This window comes from Blattabacterium cuenoti (assembly GCF_014252315.1).
Lineage (GTDB): Bacteria > Bacteroidota > Bacteroidia > Flavobacteriales > Blattabacteriaceae > Blattabacterium > Blattabacterium cuenoti_AI.
In genome coordinates this window covers 147,925-167,640 of sequence record NZ_CP059216.1, presented here as the reverse complement: position 1 = coordinate 167,640, position 19,716 = coordinate 147,925, and the positions used below count along the sequence as shown (strand labels likewise).

At 20.7% G+C, this 19,716-nt stretch carries 18 protein-coding genes; 6 read left to right on the top strand and 12 right to left on the bottom strand.

Translation table 11 applies throughout. The annotated features are described in order from the left end of the window. Positions 1-3: 3 nt before the first annotated feature. Genes H0H39_RS00795 through H0H39_RS00785 form a run of 3 tightly spaced genes read left to right on the top strand, consistent with a single transcriptional unit; the run spans position 4 to position 3,053 of the window. Positions 4-600, top strand: a complete 597-nt coding sequence (locus tag H0H39_RS00795; protein WP_185877501.1) for an L-threonylcarbamoyladenylate synthase — start codon at positions 4-6, stop codon at positions 598-600. Next, entirely contained in the window at positions 600-2,030 is a 1,431-nt protein-coding gene (locus H0H39_RS00790; protein WP_185877500.1) for a CCA tRNA nucleotidyltransferase, read from the top strand. Before H0H39_RS00795 ends, H0H39_RS00790 begins: the two co-directional genes overlap by 1 nt. Positions 2,031-2,033: 3 nt before the next feature. Then, on the top strand, positions 2,034-3,053 hold the full coding sequence (locus H0H39_RS00785) for a DHH family phosphoesterase (protein WP_185877499.1): 1,020 nt from the start codon (positions 2,034-2,036) through the stop codon (positions 3,051-3,053). Here the strand turns inward: H0H39_RS00785 and H0H39_RS00780 are convergent. The 3 genes from H0H39_RS00780 to H0H39_RS00770 are packed head-to-tail and all read right to left on the bottom strand — an operon-like array spanning position 3,037 to position 5,515. Beyond that, positions 3,037-3,600, bottom strand: coding sequence for a thioredoxin family protein (locus H0H39_RS00780; RefSeq protein WP_185877498.1), 564 nt, complete (start codon positions 3,598-3,600; stop codon positions 3,037-3,039). The genes H0H39_RS00785 and H0H39_RS00780 overlap by 17 nt on opposite strands. 8 nt (positions 3,601-3,608) lie before the next feature. After that, positions 3,609-4,403 (bottom strand): zinc ribbon domain-containing protein, encoded by a 795-nt coding sequence (locus H0H39_RS00775; RefSeq protein WP_185877497.1) that lies wholly within the window; start codon positions 4,401-4,403, stop codon positions 3,609-3,611. Positions 4,404-4,411: 8 nt separating this feature from the next. Continuing rightward, positions 4,412-5,515, bottom strand: a complete 1,104-nt coding sequence (locus H0H39_RS00770) for a Nif3-like dinuclear metal center hexameric protein (RefSeq protein WP_185877496.1) — start codon at positions 5,513-5,515, stop codon at positions 4,412-4,414. A gap of 43 nt (positions 5,516-5,558) precedes the next feature. Between H0H39_RS00770 and lipA the strand changes: the two genes are divergently transcribed. Then, positions 5,559-6,413, top strand: a complete 855-nt coding sequence (gene lipA, locus H0H39_RS00765; RefSeq protein WP_185877625.1) for a lipoyl synthase — start codon at positions 5,559-5,561, stop codon at positions 6,411-6,413. Here lipA and H0H39_RS00760 read toward each other — a convergent pair whose 3' ends face one another. Beyond that, entirely contained in the window at positions 6,414-8,987 is a 2,574-nt protein-coding gene (locus H0H39_RS00760; protein ID WP_185877495.1) for a UvrD-helicase domain-containing protein, read from the bottom strand. A 122-nt stretch (positions 8,988-9,109) separates the two neighbouring features. On the opposite strand from H0H39_RS00760, the gene fbaA reads away from it, so the two are divergent. Further along, a complete protein-coding gene (fbaA, locus tag H0H39_RS00755; RefSeq protein WP_185877494.1) occupies positions 9,110-10,186 on the top strand; it encodes a class II fructose-bisphosphate aldolase in 1,077 nt (358 codons plus the stop codon). A 10-nt stretch (positions 10,187-10,196) separates the two neighbouring features. Next, positions 10,197-11,036: an acetyl-CoA carboxylase, carboxyltransferase subunit beta gene (gene accD / locus H0H39_RS00750; RefSeq protein WP_185877493.1), complete on the top strand. Its 840-nt coding sequence runs from the start codon at positions 10,197-10,199 to the stop codon at positions 11,034-11,036. Between the two features lie 3 nt (positions 11,037-11,039). Here accD and guaA read toward each other — a convergent pair whose 3' ends face one another. From guaA to purE, 8 genes are read right to left on the bottom strand one after another with little or no spacing between them, the layout of a single operon-like run. Continuing rightward, positions 11,040-12,578 carry a glutamine-hydrolyzing GMP synthase gene (gene guaA, locus H0H39_RS00745; RefSeq protein ID WP_185877492.1) on the bottom strand — a complete coding sequence of 513 codons (1,539 nt, stop codon included), beginning with the start codon at positions 12,576-12,578 and terminating at the stop codon, positions 11,040-11,042. Positions 12,579-12,620: 42 nt separating this feature from the next. Then, complete coding sequence (gene purD / locus H0H39_RS00740; RefSeq protein ID WP_185877491.1) at positions 12,621-13,862, bottom strand: phosphoribosylamine--glycine ligase; 1,242 nt, start codon at positions 13,860-13,862, stop codon at positions 12,621-12,623. 4 nt (positions 13,863-13,866) lie between these two features. Further along, on the bottom strand, positions 13,867-15,405 hold the full coding sequence (purH, locus tag H0H39_RS00735) for a bifunctional phosphoribosylaminoimidazolecarboxamide formyltransferase/IMP cyclohydrolase (protein ID WP_185877490.1): 1,539 nt from the start codon (positions 15,403-15,405) through the stop codon (positions 13,867-13,869). A 37-nt stretch (positions 15,406-15,442) separates the two neighbouring features. After that, entirely contained in the window at positions 15,443-16,003 is a 561-nt protein-coding gene (locus H0H39_RS00730; RefSeq protein ID WP_238785657.1) for a formyltransferase family protein, read from the bottom strand. A gap of 14 nt (positions 16,004-16,017) precedes the next feature. After that, positions 16,018-17,013, bottom strand: coding sequence for a phosphoribosylformylglycinamidine cyclo-ligase (gene purM / locus H0H39_RS00725; RefSeq protein ID WP_185877489.1), 996 nt, complete (start codon positions 17,011-17,013; stop codon positions 16,018-16,020). A gap of 27 nt (positions 17,014-17,040) precedes the next feature. Then, a complete protein-coding gene (purF, locus tag H0H39_RS00720) occupies positions 17,041-18,423 on the bottom strand; it encodes an amidophosphoribosyltransferase (RefSeq protein WP_185877488.1) in 1,383 nt (460 codons plus the stop codon). Between the two features lie 60 nt (positions 18,424-18,483). Continuing rightward, entirely contained in the window at positions 18,484-19,215 is a 732-nt protein-coding gene (purC, locus tag H0H39_RS00715; protein WP_202984894.1) for a phosphoribosylaminoimidazolesuccinocarboxamide synthase, read from the bottom strand. Positions 19,216-19,220: 5 nt separating this feature from the next. Continuing rightward, positions 19,221-19,712 (bottom strand): 5-(carboxyamino)imidazole ribonucleotide mutase, encoded by a 492-nt coding sequence (gene purE / locus H0H39_RS00710; RefSeq protein WP_185877487.1) that lies wholly within the window; start codon positions 19,710-19,712, stop codon positions 19,221-19,223. Positions 19,713-19,716 lie beyond the last annotated feature (4 nt).

Sequence of the window (19,716 nt, the reverse complement as noted above, 5' to 3'; positions counted from 1 at the left end):
AAAATGTATTTTAAATTTAAAAATGAATTATATAATAGTATAGATGTTTTAATGCAAGGAAAAATTATATTATATCCTACAGATACTGTATGGGGAATAGGATGTGATGCTTTTAATTTAAATTCTATAGAAAATATATATAGAATAAAAAAAAGAGATAAATATAAACCTATGATATTATTGGTAGATAGTATAAATAGATTACAAAATATAGTTGGACCAATATCAGATTTTATTAAAAAAATTGTAATATATGATTGTAAAAAAAATAAAAAACCTATTACAGTAATATATGATAAAATTTATAAGTCTAATGTTATCTCAAAATATTCTAGAGTTAATTGGAATAATGAATTAGCTGTTCGTTTAACTTATGATTTGTTTTGTATAAATTTAATTAAAAAATTAAATAGACCTATTATTTCTACTTCTGCTAATTTATCAGGATATGTAACTCCAAGATCTTTTTCAGAAATTAATAAAAGAATTTTAAAAAAAGTAGATTATATTGTTAATCTTCGTAGAAATGAAAAATCTATTTTTTATGAATCTACTATACTAAAAATAGTATCAAATAAAATAAAAGTTATTCGTAAATAATGAATTTATCATATGCTATTAAAAAAAAAATATTTCAAATTATTAGTTTTTCTTCTATTAGAATAAAACAAGATAGTTATGTAATAGGAGGATATGTCCGTGATTTATTATTGGGAAATAATGTAGAATTTGCAGATTTAGATATATTAACCATAGGAAAAGGAATAATTTTAGCAAAAAAAGTAGCATATGAAATTTTTAATTATACTAAATATAATCCAAAAATTAAAATATTTAAACGTTATGGAACAGCAATGTTAGAGTATAATAATCAAAGAATAGAATTTGTAGGATCTAGAAAAGAATCTTATAATTATAATAGTAGAAATCCAATTATTGATATTGGATCTTTAGAAGATGATCAAAATAGAAGAGATTTTACTATAAATACCTTAGCAATAAGTTTAAATCGTAAAAATTATGGTAAATTAATAGATCCGTTTAAAGGATTATTAGATTTAAAAAAAAAATTGTTAAAAACGCCAATGAATGCTGATAATACTTATTCAGATGATCCGTTAAGAATGATGCGTGCTATACGATTTGCCTCTCAACTTAATTTTAATATTGAAAAAAAATCATTTGAATCTATAAAAAAAAATAAAAATAGGATTTATATTGTTTCTAAAGAAAGGATTATTGAAGAATTTAATAAAATACTTTTAGTTAAAAAACCTTCTATTGGTTTATTATTATTGTACAAATCAGGATTATTTTCTATTATTTTACCTGAAGTAACATCATTAAGAATAGTAGAAGAAAAAGATGGATCTAAGCATAAAGATAATTTCTATCATACTTTGCAAGTAATAGATAATTTGAGTAGATATAAAAATAGTTCTTTATGGTTAAGATGGGCAGGATTACTTCATGATATAGGAAAAACTAATACAAAAAAATTTATTCCAAAAATAGGATGGACTTTTCATTCTCACGAATATGTAGGTAGTAAAATGATTTATGATATATTTAAACGTTTAAAATTACCTAAAAATAATATACGTTATGTAGAAAAAATTATTAAATATAGTAATCGTCCTATATCTTTGATAGGATCAGAAGTTAGTGATTCTGCTATACGTAGAATGTTATTTGATGTTGGAAATGATTTAAATGATTTAATTAAATTATGTTTATCAGATATTACTACAAATAATATAGAAAAAAAAAATATTTATAGAAAAAATATTTTTTTTCTTATAAAAAGAATAAAAAATTTAGAAAAAAAAGATCATATTATGAATTGGAAACATCCAATATCAGGGAATGATATTATGAATGTATTTGATATATATCCTTGTAAAAAAATAGGAATTATAAAAGATTATATTAAAAATTCTATTCTAGAAGGAAAAATATCTAATCAATATTCTTCTGCTTATTCTTTAATGTTGAAAAAAGGAAAAGAATTAGGATTAAAAAAAAAATAATATATGTTATATCATGACTTTCATAATAAAAAAAATAAAATAATACTTTTAATTCATAAAAATCCCGATGGAGATGCTTTAGGGTCTTCTTTGGCTCTTATGTTATACTTGAAAAAGTATAAACATTTTGTAGATATAATATCACCAACAGAATATTCTAAATCTTTTTCCTGGCTACCAGGCATTAAAAATATTTTAGTTTTGTCAGAAAAAACTAGAAATTTAATTAGAAAAAAAATTATAGAATCTGATTATATTTTTTGTATAGATTTTAATAATTTATCAAGAATAGGAGATGAACTAAAAGAATATTTATTATTATGTTCAAATTCAAAAAATATATTGTTAGATCATCATCCTAATCCTATTCATTTTTTTGACATTATTTTTCATGATTTAAAGGCATCTGCTACAAGTGTTATTGTATATAGATTTATATCTAGTATGGGAGATTTTAATAAAATAGATAAAGAAATGGCAACATGTATATATGTTGGATTAATGACTGATACAGGTTATTTTCGATTTTCTTCTGTAAATTCAGAAACCCATTTTATTGCAGGAAAGTTAATAGAAAAACAAGTAGATGTATATTATATTTATAAAAATTTGCATGAAAATTATAATGAAAATAGATTAAAATTATTATCTAAAGCATTACAAAATTTAAAAATTATAAAAAAATATCATACTGTCTATACAAGTATAGAAGAAAAAGATATATCTTATGATCCATATAAACAAGGAGATACTGACGGTATTATTACTTATGGGTTAAACATTAAAAATATTGTTTTATCTGTATTGTTTTTTCAAGAAAAAAATAAATATCCAGTGAAAATTTCTTTTAGATCAAAAGGAAATTTTGATGTAAATATACTTGCTAGAAAGTATTTTGGAGGTGGAGGTCATAAAAATGCATCAGGATGTATTTTATTAAATAAAAATATAAATGAATCTGTTAATTATTTTTTAGATATTATTCCAAATTATTATGAGAATAATTTTAAGAATTCCATTTAATATTACATCCACAGCTACTATTTACAATAGGATAATTTTTTATCAAATTATTATCAATTATATTTTGTAATGCGTTTCTTATACTCATTCCTGTAACTGGTATTTTATTACTTGGTCTAGAATCATCAAATTGTCCATGATAATATAATTTATCTTTTCTTAAAAATATAAAAAATTCAGGAGTACATTTTGCTCCGTAATATTTGGCTGCTTCTTGTTTATCATCAAAAAAATAGGGAAATTGATAATTATATTTTATAGATATCTTTTTCATATTTTTTGGAGAATCTTCTGGATATTTTTCTGAGTTGTTAGAATTAATAGCAATAAAAGATATTTCTTTTTTCATAAATTCATTTGATAAACGTACTAATTCTATATTAATATGTTTTACATAAGGACAATGATTGCATATAAACATTATTACATTTGCTTTATTAGAAAGGAATGTATTAATATATTGTTTTTTCCATGTATTTACTTCTAATAATAGAAAATTTTTTATAGTTGTTTTTGTTTTCTTATTTGAAGAATAAGTAATAACCATAATAAAAATTATTTATTTTTTATTTTATATTTAAAAACAATAGATTTTTTTTTTTCTTCTTTAGCTAATTCTGAGTCTATCAATATTCTTCCACTATGTTCATCTATTAAAATTTTTTTCCTTTGCATCAATTCAGAATATTTTTGAGGAGTTATTGATAAATAAGAACCTAATGGAGCTCCTCTTTCAACTGGAGAAACAGCAATTCCATTTTTCATTCTATTTCTTATTTTTTTATAAGATTGCAATAGTCTATCATCTATTTTTTTGTGAAGTAATGAAATATGTTTACATAAAATTTTTTCTTCTTTATTATTTTTGTATAGAATGTTATTTAATTCTTCTTTTTTATAAGAAATATGTTTTTTTTTATCTTCCATCATAGATTCCATTTTATCTAAAATATTTTTTTTTTCACGTATTTTTACACTTAATTCCTTTATTTTTTTTCTAAAAAGTTGAATTTCCAATTTTTGATAATCAATTTCCTTATCAATTGAATACAAATCTTTGTTATTTTTTATATTATTTTTTTTATTTTCATATTTTTTTATTAAAATTTCAGATTTTTTTATATTTTCGTTCTTTTTTTCTATATGTTTTTTTGTATAAATAATATCTGTATTAATATTATTTAGATTGTTTTTTATATTATCTAATTCTATTTTTATAATATTCATTTCCATAGGAACATTTTCTTTAAATTTTTTTATTTCATCAATACGAGAATCTATTAGTTGAATATTGTATAAAATTTTTAATTTTTCTTCTATAGAATTATTTTTTTTTATCTTACAAATCATACTTTACTTTATGAAAAATATTTTATTGGATTAGTATTAATTTTTGATTCATATACAAAAATAGAATGAAATTTTTTTTCCAAAAAAGATTTCAATATTTTTTTTACAAATTTTTCAGATTCATAATGACCTATATCTATAATAAGAATATTCCCATTTGATTTAAAAAAATCATGATACTTCAAATCAGATGAAATAAAAACATCTGATTTTTCCATTATAGATGGATATATACCAAAAGAACCTGATCCAGTTATTATTGATATTTTTCTAATAGATTTTTTTCTTAATTTTGAATGTCTAATATAAAATAAATCCATTTTTTTTTTTAAAAAATATAGAAAATCATATTCACTCATTTCTTTTTCAAGAAATCCTACTATACCAATACCTATATTAGGATTAATGTTTTCTATGTTATGAATTTCGTATGAAATTTCTTCATATGGATGATTATTAAAAATAGCTTTTTTTATATCTTCTAATTTATAAGATGGAAATATAACACTAATACATGTTTCTTTTTCCATATGAAAAATATTTTTTTTACCAATAAAAGGATTAGTTTTTTCATTTCCCATATAACTTCCTAATCCATCAAAATTATAACTACAATGACTGTAATTAGAAATATTTCCAGCTCCTGCTTCAAATAAAGAATTTCTAACTTTTTTTGCATAATTAACTGGAACATAAACATATAATTTTTTCATTATTCCTTTTTTTGGAATAAGAACTTTATTTTTACTAATTTTTAATATTTTTGCTACATAAGAAGAAACATTATTACAAATATAATCTAGATTAGTATGAATAGTATAAATTGCTATATCATTTTTTAATGCACAAATTAATACTTTTTTAAAGTAAGTATTTCCTACAATATTTTTTATTGGGTTAAAAATAATTGGATGAAAAGTTATTATAAAATTACATTTTTTTTGTATAGATTCTATAATGACCTCTTCATTTAAATCTAAAGTAACTAATATATTTTTTATTTCTTGATCATAGAATCCTGTTATTAATCCAACATTATCATAATGTTCAGCATATTCTACAGGAGCTAATTTCTCTAACTTGGAAATTACATCTTTTATTTTAAATTTCATTATTAATATATATATAGCAAATTTATAATATATTATGAAAAAAATTAATATGATAAAAAAAAAACCAGATTGGTTAAAAGTAAAGATTCCATTAGGAAAAAATTACAATAAAATTAAAAATTTAATTAAAATTAAAAAAATAAATACAGTATGTCAAAGTGCAAGTTGTCCTAATATAGGAGAATGTTGGGGAAAAGGAGTTGCAACTTTTATGATATTAGGAAACATATGTACAAGATCTTGTAAATTTTGTGGAGTAATAAAAGGAAGACCTAAAAAATTAGATAATGAAGAACCAACAAAAGTAGCAGAATCTATAAAAATTTTAGGATCAAAACATATTGTATTAACTTCTGTTAATAGAGATGATTTAAAAGATATGGGGGTATCTATATGGATAAGAACTATTCATAAAATAAGAAATATAAATAAATATATAACAATAGAAACTTTAATTCCAGATTTTAAAGGGGATAAAAAAATAATAAAAAATATTGTTGATATAAAACCAGAAATAATATCTCATAATATAGAAACTGTTTACAGATTAACTAAAATAGTTCGAGTACAAGCTAAATACAATAGAAGTCTTAATTTGTTAGAATATATAAAAAATGAAAATAATAAAATTCGTACAAAAACAGGTATAATGTTGGGATTAGGTGAAACAAAAGAAGAAGTTATAGAAACAATGATAGATATTAAAAAATCTAAAGTTGATATATTAACAATTGGACAATATTTACAGCCTTCTATGAAACATTATCCAGTTTATTCTTATATTAATCCAAAAAAATTTGAATTTTTTAAAAAAATTGGATTAAAAATGGGGTTTTTATATGTAGAAAGTGGTCCGTTAGTTAGATCTTCTTATCATGCAGATAAGCATGTTAAATAATTACAATTTTCTTTTTCCAAATGAATATGTTATATGTTTATCAAAATTATTATAATTCCAAATATTTTTATTACATAAAAAATCTTTAATATAATATGATATGTAAGATTTTTTTTTATTTATTTTAGAAAATAAAATAAGTTGTTGAATAGAACGAGTAGTTGCTACATATAACAGATTGATATTATCAAACATTGCGTTTGAAAGTATTTCTTTATAAATAGAACAAAGTTTATTATTATTTATATTTTTATATGATGATTTTATCGTTAAAAATATATTGTTTAATCCTTGATATAAATTTGGATCAACATTTATCCATTTTATTTTCTCGTTACTTGAATAAATATTCCAATCAACAAATGGCAATATTACTACAGGAAATTGTAATCCTTTAGATTTATGTATTGTCATAATATAAACAGATTTTTTAATATTATTATCAACTATAATATTTTCTTCATCAGAATTTTTTTCCCAAAAATATAGAAAATCTATAATAGAATTACCAATTTTATTTGTTGATCTATAAACGAAGTCTAAAAATGAATAAATATATGCTTGATTGTTTTTATTTAATAAATTAAAATAATCAATTATATGTTTTATAATATAATATATAGACTTATTATATAAGTTATTTAATAAAAATAAATTTTCTTTTGAAGAAATTTTTTTTATAAATAAATTTAATGGTAAAAAAATAGTTTTAGATATAAAATAGTGAACATCATTAATTTTTATATTTTTATTATTTAATAATAATGAAATTAATGTAATTCTTTTTTCATATGAATCAGTATATGTTAATATATATAAAAAATTTATAATAATTTTTATTTCAATATAATCTTTTATCAACATAGAAACAGAAGTATTAACATTTATACCTTTTTTAATTAAATTTTCTGATATATAATAACCTTCTTTGTTTGTTCTTACTAATATAACTATATCTGATAAAAAATATTTTTGTTCTAAACATTTTTTAATTGTATTAATTAAATAATTACATATACATTCTTTATAATATTTTTGTTTTTTTATATCAGAATTAATAAAATTTAATTCAACATATCCTGAATATTCATTATTTGTACTTATTTTTTGATTAGAATTTTTATATATATCTCTATAAATAGAATTATAAAATATATTTGAAATAAATGAATAAAATAAATTATTAAATATTACAATTTCTTTACAACTTCTAAAATTTGTATTTAAAATATATAGTTGTTTTTTATAAACAGGGTTGTAATCATATATTAAATTAAGAAATTGTTTAGAATCTCCACCTCTCCATCTATATATAGATTGTTTAGGATCTCCAACTATAATAGCAATACCATTTTCCGATAATGAATTTTCTATCAAAAATTCAATGTTTTTCCATTGCATAAAAGATATATCCTGGAATTCATCTATGAAATAATATTTATACTGATTTCCAATTTTTTCATAAATTATAGGTAATGAATAATTTATTTTTTCATAAAGTATTTGATTTAGTTCTTCATTTAATAATATTTTTTTTTCTTTTTTTATTAAAGAAAATTCATTTTCTATTTCATAAATAATTGGTAATAAATTTATTTCATTTAAAAATACTTTATCTAAAATATATTGTGAAATATTTTTATTATATAATAATTTTGTTTCTTTATATAAATTAATAATTTGTTTTTTAAGTTCATTATTTATAAGTTGTTTGTTGAAAACAATATTATTATCAATATTTTTATCAATTTTTTTTTTAAATGGATTTATAAAAATATCTTTTTCAATAAATTTTTTGAATAAATTAATAATATCTAAATTTATATTTTTATTTGTATTTTCTTTATTTATAATTTGTATAAATTTTATTCCTTGATTTATACAAGTTTTTTCGAATTTATTTACTCTTTTTTCCAATGAATATTTTAGTTTTATAAAATATTTCATGGCATTTTTCTTTATTTTTTTTATATGAAAAAAATGATTTTCATTAATCAATATAAAAGCCATTCTATAAATTTCTTTACTTATATCCCAACTTTTTCCTTCTTTAATTTTTTTAATAGAAAATTGAATCAAATTTTTATATGAATTATCGGAATATTTTAGTTTTTTAATAAGATTATCAGTAACTTTTTTTAAAAATTTATCTGTATCCATTTCTAATGAAAAATCAGAATAAAAGGATCTTATAATTCTATAAGTAAATTTATCAATAGTGCTAATACATTCAGTAAAGAATTTAAAATCACAATAAATTTCGTAAAGTATTTTTTTAGAACGTATACATAATTCTTTTTTTGTTAAAGAAGAACAATTTATGATATAATTAAAAAAAAAATTATATTTACTTCTTATTCTATTATTAGAAAAATCTTTAAGACATTCTAATATATGATTCTTTATATCATTAGATGATTTTCTTGTAAAAGTTAAAATTAAAAATTTTTTAAATTCTTTAGGATTATCACTAGATAATAAAATCAATAAACAATTTTTAATTATAAAAAAAGTTTTTCCTGATCCTGCAGAAGCATTATATATTTTTAAAATTCCTAAATCTATATTTAACATGTTAAATAATGTAAAATAATAATTCAATTATACTTTACTTTGTTATATTAAAATTATTTTTGAATAATTTAATAAATTGAAAATAAATACCTTTTTATATTATTAAAAAAATATATAACAATATGTCTAAAAAATTTCCTCATGGAGTAATAACTGGTAATCTTGTTAAAGAAATATTTGAATATGCTAAACAAAAAAAATTCGCTATACCAGCAGTAAACGTTACTGGATCAAATACAATAAATGCTGCTATGGAGACTGCATCAATAGTTAACTCTCCTATCATCATTCAATTATCTAATAGCGGATCTATTTTTAATGCTGGTATTGGATCAACATTAAAAAATAAATGTAAACAAAAATCAGCAATAAAAGGAGCTATATCTTGTGCTATGCATATACATGAATTAGCTGAACTTTATCAGTCTACAATAATACTTCATACAGATCATTGTTCTAAAAATTTTTTACCATGGATAGATGGATTAATTTGCGCTAATGAATCATATTATAAAAGATTTGGTAAAACTTTATTTAGTTCTCATATGCTAGATTTATCACAAGAACCATTAAAAGAAAATATAGAAATTTGTAAAAAATATTTTGAAAGAATGAATAAAAATAAAATGACAATTGAAATAGAACTAGGAGTAACTGGAGGAGAAGAAGATGGAATAGATAATTCAAATATAGATAACAAAAAACTTTATTCTCAACCAGAAGAAGTATTTTATGCTTATAAAGAAATGAAAAATATAAGTGATAATTTTATTATAGCAGCTGCATTTGGAAATGTTCATGGAGTTTATAAGCCAGGAAATGTTAATTTACGTCCTGATATATTAAAAAAATCACAAAATTATGTACAAAAAAAATTAAATACAAAAAAAAATCCAATATCTTTAGTTTTTCATGGAGGATCAGGATCATCTGTATATGAAATACAAAAATCTATTAGATATGGAGTGGTTAAAATGAATATTGATACTGATTTACAATATGCTTTTACTTGTGGAGTAAGAGATTATATGAATAAAAATAAAGATTTTTTAAAAAAACAAGTAGGAAATCCTAAAGGAGAAAACATTCCTAATAAAAAATATTATGATCCTAGAATATGGTTAAGAAATGGAGAAGAATATTTTAAAAAATATTTAAAAAAATATTTTTATTTAATGAATAATATTAATACATTATAATAAATAATATATGGTCTGGTTTTTAAGAAAAAAAAAAAAAATATTAACATCTATAGATGATAGAAAAAATTTACCTAAAGGTATTTGGTATAAAACTCCTAATGGAAAAATAGTAGATACAGAAAAACTGAAAAAAAATCTTTATGTAAACCCAGAAGATGGTTATCATGTTAGAATCCATAGCGAAGAATATTTTAAAATACTTTTTGATAATAAAAAATTTACGGAAATCAATATTAAAATAACAAGTAAAGATCCTGTAAAATGGAAAGATTATAAAAAATATACAGATAGAATAAAAGAATCTATAAAAAAAACGAATTTATATGATGCTATTAGAACTGTAATAGGAAAAATAAAAGGAATAAAAGTAATAGTTTCTTGTATGGATTTTTCTTTTATAGGAGGATCTATGGGGTCTGTAGTAGGAGAAAAAATATCTAGAGCAATAAAATGTTGTATAGAAAAAAAAATTCCATATGTATTAATATCAAAATCCGGTGGAGCAAGAATAATGGAATCTGCATTTTCATTAATGCAAATGGCTAAAACAATTGCAAGATTAACTCAATTAAAAAATTCAGGATTACCATATATATCAATATTAACAGATCCTACCACAGGAGGAGTTACGGCCTCTTATGCATTACTTGGAGATATAAATATAGCAGAACCAGGTGCTTTAATTGGATTTGCAGGACCTAAAGTTATTAAAGAAGTAATTGGTAAAGATTTACCTAGTGGATTTCAAACTTCAGAATTTCTTATGGAAAATGGATTTATAGATTTAATATCTTCCAGAACAAAATTAAAAGAAAATTTGTATAAATTAATTTATATGATGACATAATTTTTATTCCCATTCAATAGTAGATGGAGGTTTAGATGATATATCATATAAAACACGATTTATTCCATTAACTTCATTTATTATTCTATTTGATATTTTCTCTAAAAATTCGTAAGATAAATGTGAAAAAGTTGCAGTCATAAAATCTTTCGTATTAACTGATCTTAACACAGCTGTATATTCATATGTTCTTTTATCTCCCATTATTCCTACAGATTTAGTAGATAATAATATTATAAAAGCTTGACTAATTGTATTATATATATTATAACTATTTAATTCTTGGAATAAGATACTATCTGCTTTTTTTATGATAGATATTTTATTTTTATTTATTTTTCCAATAATTCTAATACTTATTCCAGGTCCTGGAAATGGATGTTTATATAATATAATTCCTGGAACCCCTAGTAATTTTCCTATTGTTCTAACCTCATCTTTAAATAATTTTTTTAATGGTTCAATAATTTTTAATTTCCTAAATTTAGGTAGACCTCCTACATTATGATGAGATTTTATAAAATTATTGTTTAATTTTTTAGAAGATTCAATAATATCAGAATAAATAGTTCCTTGAATTAAAAATTCAATATTACCTATTTTTTTAGATTCTTTTTGGAATAAATTAATAAATTCTTTTCCTATAATTTTTCTTTTTTTTTCTGGATTTTTAATTCCAATTAATTTTGATAAAAAATTTTCTTTAGCATTAATTACTTTAATTGGTAAATTCATATGTTTACAAATATTAATAATTATTTTTTTTTCTTCTTTTGGAAAAAGTCCAGTATCTATAAAAATACAATTTAATTGTTTACCAATAGCTTTATAACTTAGATATGCTGTTACAAAAGAGTCTAATCCTCCAGAAAATCCTAATATAACTTTTTTATTAGAAACTGTTTTTTTAATATCATTTATTATATTATTTACAACATTAGTTAATTTCCAATTATAATTACATTTGCAAATTTGTATAACAAAATTTTCTAATATTAATTTTCCATATTCTGTGTTATTTACTTCTGGATGAAATTGTACAGCATAAATCATTTTTTTATTGTTAGATATAGCTGCTACTGGACAAGATGAAGTTTTACCTATTATATTAAATTCTTTAGGAATTTTTTTTATTTCATCAAAATGACTCATCCATACTACAATATTATTTTTATTAATTCCTAAAAATAATGGATGATTTTTATCTATTATTTCTAATAAAGATTTTCCATATTCTCTATAATTAGAAGGACCTATTTTTCCACCTAACAAAAATGAAATTAATTGCATACCATAACAAATTCCAAGTATAGGTATTCCTAATGAAAAAATATTTTTAGATATTAACAAAGAATTTGTTTTATAAACAGAAAAAGGTCCTCCTGATAAAATTATTCCACTAGGACATTTTGATAATATTTTAGATTTTGATATATTATAAGGATATAATAAGGAATATACACCTAAATCTCTTATTCTTCTTGCAATCATATAGCTATATTGAGATCCAAAATCTAGAATAATAATTAAATTTTTTTTCATTATTTTTACTTATTAGTTTAATAACTAATTATATTAATATATTCAAATTAATCCTATATCTTTTCTATAATAAATATTATCAAATTGAATTTTTTTAACTTTTTTATATGCTATTTTTCTAGAATTTTCAATATTATTACTAATACCTACTATATTTAAAACACGACCTCCTGATGTAATCCATTTTTCATTTAATTTTTCAGCTCCTGCTATATAAAAAGGTTCTTTTAAATATTTTAATCCTTTTATAATATTTCCTTTTTTGTATTTTTTTGGATACCCTTTAGATGATAAAACAACGCAACAAGAACTACAATTTTTCCATTTTATGGAAATATCATTTCCATAAAAACAAGATTTTAATATATTTAAAAAATTATTTTTCATTAATGGAAATAGAGATTGAGCTTCTGGATCACCCATTCTAGTATTATACTCTAGTAAATACATTTTGTTTTTATATATCATTAGTCCAAAATATAAAAAACCAAAAAATTCTAATTTTTCTGTTATTAATCCATCTAAAGTAGGTTCTAATATATTATTTTTAAAATCATTAAAAAGAAAATTATTCATATAAGGATTTGGAACAATAGATCCCATTCCTCCAGTATTTAATCCCATATCATTTTCTTCTACTTTCTTATAATCTCTGGAAGATAAAAATGGTATTATTTTTTTTCTATTAAAAATAGATATGATAGAAACTTCTTTTCCTTCTAAATATTCTTCTATAATAATTTTATTACCAGATTTACCAAATTTTTGTTCTATCATAATATTTTTTAATTCATTATTAGAATCTGATTCATTATGAGTTATAATAACACCTTTTCCATATGCTAATCCATTTGTTTTAATAACTAATGGAAATTTTTTATTTTTTTTTACAAAAGAAATAGCATCATTATAAGAATTAAATATTTCATATTTTGGAGTACATATTCCATACTTTTTCATAAAAGATTTTGCAAAAATTCTATCCCCTTCTAATTTAGCTGATAAATATTTAGGTCCAATTATATTCAATTTATAAAAATTGAATAAATCTACTATTTTTTGCATAAGAAAAAATTCAGATCCTACTATAGTAGTATCTATATTATTTTTTTTAGAAAAAAAAGCTAAATCTGATATAGAATAATTATTTCCTATATTTTTTCCTATTAAACTTGTTCCTCCATTTCCAGGGTAAAAATATAAATTAATATATGGATTATCCTCTAATAATTTTTTTGCAATAGCATGTTCTCTCCCTCCACTACCTAAAATTAAAATTTTCATTTTTTCAATGTTTAAAATATCTTTTTCCAGTAAAAGCCATAGCTATTCCATAACTATTACATGCTTTTATAGACTCTTCATCTCGTATAGAACCACCTGGTTGTAAAATAGCACATATACATTTAGATTGAGCCGCTTCATCTACAACATCTCTAAAAGGAAAAAATGCATCTGATACAAGAACTAATCCCTTTTTATTTTTTTTTAATGCTCTATTTATAGCTTGACGAGCGGCCCAAATTCTATTAGTTTGTCCTCCAGATATTCCTAAAGTTTGTGTTCCTTTTGCAATAACAATGGCGTTAGATTTTACATATTTTACTACTTTTTGAGCAAAAAATAAAGATTTTATTTCTTGGTCAGAAAATTTTTTTTCAGTAACAATTTTATAACTATCTTCTTCTTTTTTATTTAAAGAATAATCTGTTTCTTGCATAAGAAATCCTCCATCTACTTGAACACATTCTGTAATATCTGAAATAGAATTATTTATAATAATAGTCCTTAAACTTTTTTTCATTTTTAATATGTTAATAGCCTTTTTATCATAATCTGATGCAATTACAACTTCTAAAAAAATTCTGTTAATTTCTTTGGCTAATTTTTCTGTAACTTTAGTATTAAAAGCAATTACACCTCCAAATGATGAAATTGGGTCTGCATAATATGTTTTTTGAAATGCTTCAATAATATCTTTTCCATTTGCTACACCACATGGTGTAGAATGTTTTACTGTACAACAAGTAGGAATATTAGGTGAAAATTGAGAAATAATTTTCCATGCTATATCCATATCCTTTATATTATTAAAAGAAATAGGGTTTCCATGTAATTGATTTATATTACACATAGCTCCTTTTTGTATATTATTTATATAAAATGCTGCTTTTTGATGAGGATTTTCTCCATATATTAAATTCATTTTTTTTTTATAAGAAAAATTTATATAAGTGGGAAATTTTTCTTCTTTTAATAAATAGTTAGAAATTACTGCATCATAATTTGATGTAAAATTAAATGCTTTACCTGCTAATTTTTTTCTTATTTTTATGGAAATAGATTTATTTTCTTCTATTTCATTTTTAATTAATTTAAAATCATTAATGTCTATAATAGGTGTAACGTAAAGAAAATTTTTTGCAGCAGATCTAAGTAATGATGGTCCTCCAATATCTATAAATTCTATCATTGATTTTATATCAATAGATTTATTTTTTATTTTTTCAATAAAAGGATAAAAATCTGTTAATACTATATCAATTAAATCTATATTATAATTTTTAATAGATTTTATTTGTTTTTTATTAGATCTATTAACTAATATACCACCATATATATATGGATGTATAGTTTTTATTCTACCATCTAAAATATCAGGGAATGATGTTATAGAAGAAATTTCTATAGTATGTAATCCATTTTTCAATAAATATTGATAAGTACCATTAGTAGATATAATTTTATATTTTTTTTCAATTAAAAAAGAAACAAATTCTAACAATTTTTCGTTTTTATTATAAACACTAACTAAAGCTTTTTTCATAACATAATTTAAATTGATGAATTAATAATATTTTTTTTTATAAATTTTTTATTGATTCAATTAATATTTTCTTTTCTATCATAGAAACTTTATTAGATAAAGAATTAATTGTTTCTATAGAAGATATTTTACAGGATTTTTTTATAATTATATCTCCTAAATCAATATCCTTTGTTACATAATGTACTGTAGCTCCAGATATTTTATCTTTATTTTTTATTACTAATTTATGTACTTTATTTCCATACATTCCTATTCCTCCATATTTAGGTAATAAAGAAGGATGTATATTAATAACTTTATTTATCCATTTTTTGCAAAAATTTTCGTTTAATATGGATAAAAATCCAGATAATATTACTATATATGGATTATATTTTATTAGTATTTTATCTATATTATGTGATAAAAATTTATTTTTTTTTAAACAAAATGAATTTATTCCATTTTGTATTGAAAATTGTATAGCTTTACATTTTCTATCAGAAATTACCAAATCAATTTTAAAATTTGATAAATATCCATTATTAATAGAATGTAAAATATGCTTCATGTTAGTTCCATTTCCAGAAACTAATATTGCTATTTTTTTTATCATTATAATAATGTTTTTTATTCTAAAAAAACTTTTTTGTTACTTTTGTTATTTGTTTTTATAATATTTCCAATTATAAATGGTTTTTCATTAATAGAAATAAGTTCTTGTAAGACTTTATCTTTATAAATATAAGAGGATATAATAATCAATCCAACTCCCATATTAAAAGTATTCCACATAACTTTATCAGATAAATTTCCTTTTTCTTTTATAAAAGAAAAAATTGGTTGAGTAGGAATATTTTTTTTTTTAACTATAGCAGATAATCCTTTTGGTATAATTCTAGATAAATTTTGATATATACCTCCTCCTGTAATATGAGCAATTCCATGTATAGGAATTTTTTTTATTATAATATGAATTAAGTTATAATAAATTTTTGTTGGAATTAAAAATGATTCATAAAGAGGTTTTTTATTAAAAGATTTTTGTAAATCTTTATGTGAAAATATATTTCTTATTATGGAAAAACCATTGCTATGAACTCCTGATGATGGAATTCCTATAATGATATCATTTTCTTTTATTAAATTTTTACCATTTATAATACAATTTTTTTCTACAATACCCACACAAAAACCAGCAATATCATATCCATTATTTGGATATAATCCTGACATTTCTGCTGTTTCTCCTCCAATAAAACATGTATTAGTTTTTTTACATGAATAAGTTATTCCATGAATTATTTTTTCTATAATATATGAATTGATTTTATTACAAGCAATATAATCCAAAAAGAATAAAGAAGTGGCTCCATGACATAATATATCATTTATACACATAGCAAAGCAGTCTTTTCCAATTATTTCATATTTTTTATAATTTATAGCTAAAAAAATTTTTGTTCCAACTCCATCAGTGCTAGAAACTATAATAGGATCTATAAACTTACTTTTAATTATTTTATATAGTCCAGAAAAATCATTTAATTTACTTAAAACATTTTTATTGTAAGTTTTTTCTATAATTTTTTCTATATTGCATATAAGATTATCATTTTTTTTCATAATAAAATTTATTAAATATAAATGATTTCATACTGGATATAATCCAGTAAAACATCCAAAACAATGACTTTTTCCTCCTAATATGTTTATTAAATTATCCATACTTAAAAATTCTATGCTATCTAGATTTAAAATTTTTATAATATCATTTTTATTAATATTTTTATATGAAAATAAATCTTTTTTTTTTGGAGTGTTAACTCCTAAATAACATGGAGCTATAATTGGTGGAGAAGCGCTTCTAAAATGTAATTCTTTAGCTCCTGATTTTCTTAAAATATAAATTAATCTTGCAATGGTAGTTCCACGAACTATGGAATCATCAATTATGATAATTCTTTTATCTTTTATTTCGTGTAAAATAGGGTTCAGTTTTAAATTAACCATTTTTTCACGTATTTCTTTATTAGGAAGAATGAAAGATCTACCAATATATTTATTTTTTATTAAAATAGGTTTAAATGGGATACCTGAAGCTTTAGAATAACCTATAGCAGCAGGTACTCCTGAATCAGGTACACCGATAACTACATCTGCTTTTACTGGATGTTGTTCATAAAGTTTTTCCCCACTTTTTTCTCTAACTTTATAAACATTTGTATTTTCAATTAAAGAATCAGGTCTAGAAAAATAAATATATTCAAATGAACATATTCTTTTTTTTGTATTTTCTATTTTTTCTATCATAGAAAATTTAATTGTTTTATTCTCAATAATTATTATTTCTCCTGGAAATAAATCTCTAATATATATACCTCCTACAGAATCTATTCCACAAGTTTCAGAACTAAAAATATAAGTTTGTTCATCTAATAATCCATAACATAAAGGTCTTATTCCATTAGGATCTCTAAATGCTGCTATTTTGTTATTTATTAATACAATAACAGAATAAGCTCCTTTAATATTAGATGATATATTTATAATTGATTTTTCTAAATCATTATTATATTTTAATAAATTTTTTTGAATTAAGTGTAATATTACTTCTGAGTCTGAATATTCAGAAATAAAATTAACTCCTTTATCTTCTAAATTTTTACGTATATTTCTAGCATTGATTAAATTTCCATTATGAACTATAGATATAACACATTTTCCTTTTGAATTATTTCCAAAAAATGGTTGTATATTTTTTTTGCTTTGACCTCCTGCTGTAGAATAACGAGTGTGTCCTATTACAGCATTTCCCTTATAACATTTATATTTTAATATTTTTTGAAAAAAATCTAAAACAAACCCTTCATCTTTATAAGACAAAATTTCTCCATCTCGTAAAGTAGAAAATCCACAAGCTTCTTGTCCTCTATGTTGTAATGCAAATAATCCAGATTGGATTAATGAAAAAGTATTTATTTTGAATGTAGAATAAATTCCAAATATTCCGCATTCTTCATGAAATTTATCCAAAAAAGTATTTTTATAATGATTATTTAATCAAAAATATTATTTTTCTTCAAAAAACCAATTTTATTTATTTAGTCTTTTTAATATTTCCATGTAATGTTCAATTATTTTTTCTTTTTTTTTCAATTTCATTCTAAATAAATCTTTGTCTAATTTTTCCATTGTTTTTTCATCCCAAAAACGACACGTATCTGGAGTAATTTCATCAGAAAGTATAATTTCATTTTTGTTATTCTTTCCAAATTCAATTTTAAAGTCTACTAATATAATATTTCTATTTAAAAAATATGTTTTAAGTATATTATTTATATTTTTTATAATAGAATAGATAAAATTTAGTTCATTATAAGTAATTATTTCTAAAAAAACTGCATGATTATCATTAATTAATGGATCTTTTAATTTATCGTTTTTATAAAATATTTCAATTATACCTTCATTTATTTTTTTACCATGTTTTATACCTAATCTTTTAGATAAACTTCCAGTAACAATATTACGATATACAAATTCTAAAGGAATTATTTTAACTTTTTGACATAATTGTTCTCTATTATTTATTTTTTGTATAAAATGAGTTTTAATTCCATAATAATTAAGAAATTTAAACACTAATGTAGTAATATCATTATTAATGATACCTTTATTTGGTAAAAATATTTTTTTTAATCCATTGAAAGCGGTTAAATCATCTTTGTAATGAATTATAACTTTTAATGGATCATTAGTTGTATATACTTTTTTAGTTTTTCCTTCTGAAAGTATATCAATTTTTTTTATATTAGAACTATTCATAAATATTATAAATTTTGTTCTATTTTATTTTTCAGTTTTTTTCTATTATAGTATCTAAATTTTTTTAATGATTTTTTCAAATCTATATATTTAATAGATAACATATGTACAGATAATAAAGCAGCATTATATGAATTATTTATACCAACTGCAGCAATAGGAACTCCATTAGGCATTTGTGTAATAGATGATAAAGCATCAATTCCTCCTAAAAAATTGTTTATAGAAGAAGGATTAAATATTGGAACGCCTATTACTGGAATTATAGTTTTAGATGATATTATTCCAGGTAAATGAGCTGATAATCCAGCTCCTGCTATAATTACTTCTGTTTTTTCATTTTCTATTTTTATTATTGTATCTGATAATATATCAGGTAATCTATGAGCAGAAATTATATAACATTTATAAGTTATACGAAATATATTTAGTACTTCTATCGCATTTTTCATTATAGATTTATCAGAAATACTTCCAAGAAATATTGCTACTTTCATTATA

Excerpts from the sequence above, each read along its gene's own strand:
- H0H39_RS00795 (WP_185877501.1), top strand. The coding sequence starts at position 4 with ATGTATTTTAAATTTAAAAATGAATTATATAATAGTATAGATGTTTTA.
- H0H39_RS00790 (WP_185877500.1), top strand. The coding sequence starts at position 600 with ATGAATTTATCATATGCTATTAAAAAAAAAATATTTCAAATTATTAGT.
- H0H39_RS00785 (WP_185877499.1), top strand. The coding sequence starts at position 2,034 with ATGTTATATCATGACTTTCATAATAAAAAAAATAAAATAATACTTTTA.
- H0H39_RS00780 (WP_185877498.1), bottom strand. The coding sequence starts at position 3,600 with ATGGTTATTACTTATTCTTCAAATAAGAAAACAAAAACAACTATAAAA.
- H0H39_RS00775 (WP_185877497.1), bottom strand. The coding sequence starts at position 4,403 with ATGATTTGTAAGATAAAAAAAAATAATTCTATAGAAGAAAAATTAAAA.
- H0H39_RS00770 (WP_185877496.1), bottom strand. The coding sequence starts at position 5,515 with ATGAAATTTAAAATAAAAGATGTAATTTCCAAGTTAGAGAAATTAGCT.
- H0H39_RS00760 (WP_185877495.1), bottom strand. The coding sequence starts at position 8,987 with ATGTTAAATATAGATTTAGGAATTTTAAAAATATATAATGCTTCTGCA.
- fbaA (WP_185877494.1), top strand. The coding sequence starts at position 9,110 with ATGTCTAAAAAATTTCCTCATGGAGTAATAACTGGTAATCTTGTTAAA.
- accD (WP_185877493.1), top strand. The coding sequence starts at position 10,197 with ATGGTCTGGTTTTTAAGAAAAAAAAAAAAAATATTAACATCTATAGAT.
- guaA (WP_185877492.1), bottom strand. The coding sequence starts at position 12,578 with ATGAAAAAAAATTTAATTATTATTCTAGATTTTGGATCTCAATATAGC.
- purD (WP_185877491.1), bottom strand. The coding sequence starts at position 13,862 with ATGAAAATTTTAATTTTAGGTAGTGGAGGGAGAGAACATGCTATTGCA.
- purH (WP_185877490.1), bottom strand. The coding sequence starts at position 15,405 with ATGAAAAAAGCTTTAGTTAGTGTTTATAATAAAAACGAAAAATTGTTA.
- H0H39_RS00730 (WP_238785657.1), bottom strand. The coding sequence starts at position 16,003 with ATGATAAAAAAAATAGCAATATTAGTTTCTGGAAATGGAACTAACATG.
- purM (WP_185877489.1), bottom strand. The coding sequence starts at position 17,013 with ATGAAAAAAAATGATAATCTTATATGCAATATAGAAAAAATTATAGAA.
- purC (WP_202984894.1), bottom strand. The coding sequence starts at position 19,215 with ATGAATAGTTCTAATATAAAAAAAATTGATATACTTTCAGAAGGAAAA.
- purE (WP_185877487.1), bottom strand. The coding sequence starts at position 19,712 with ATGAAAGTAGCAATATTTCTTGGAAGTATTTCTGATAAATCTATAATG.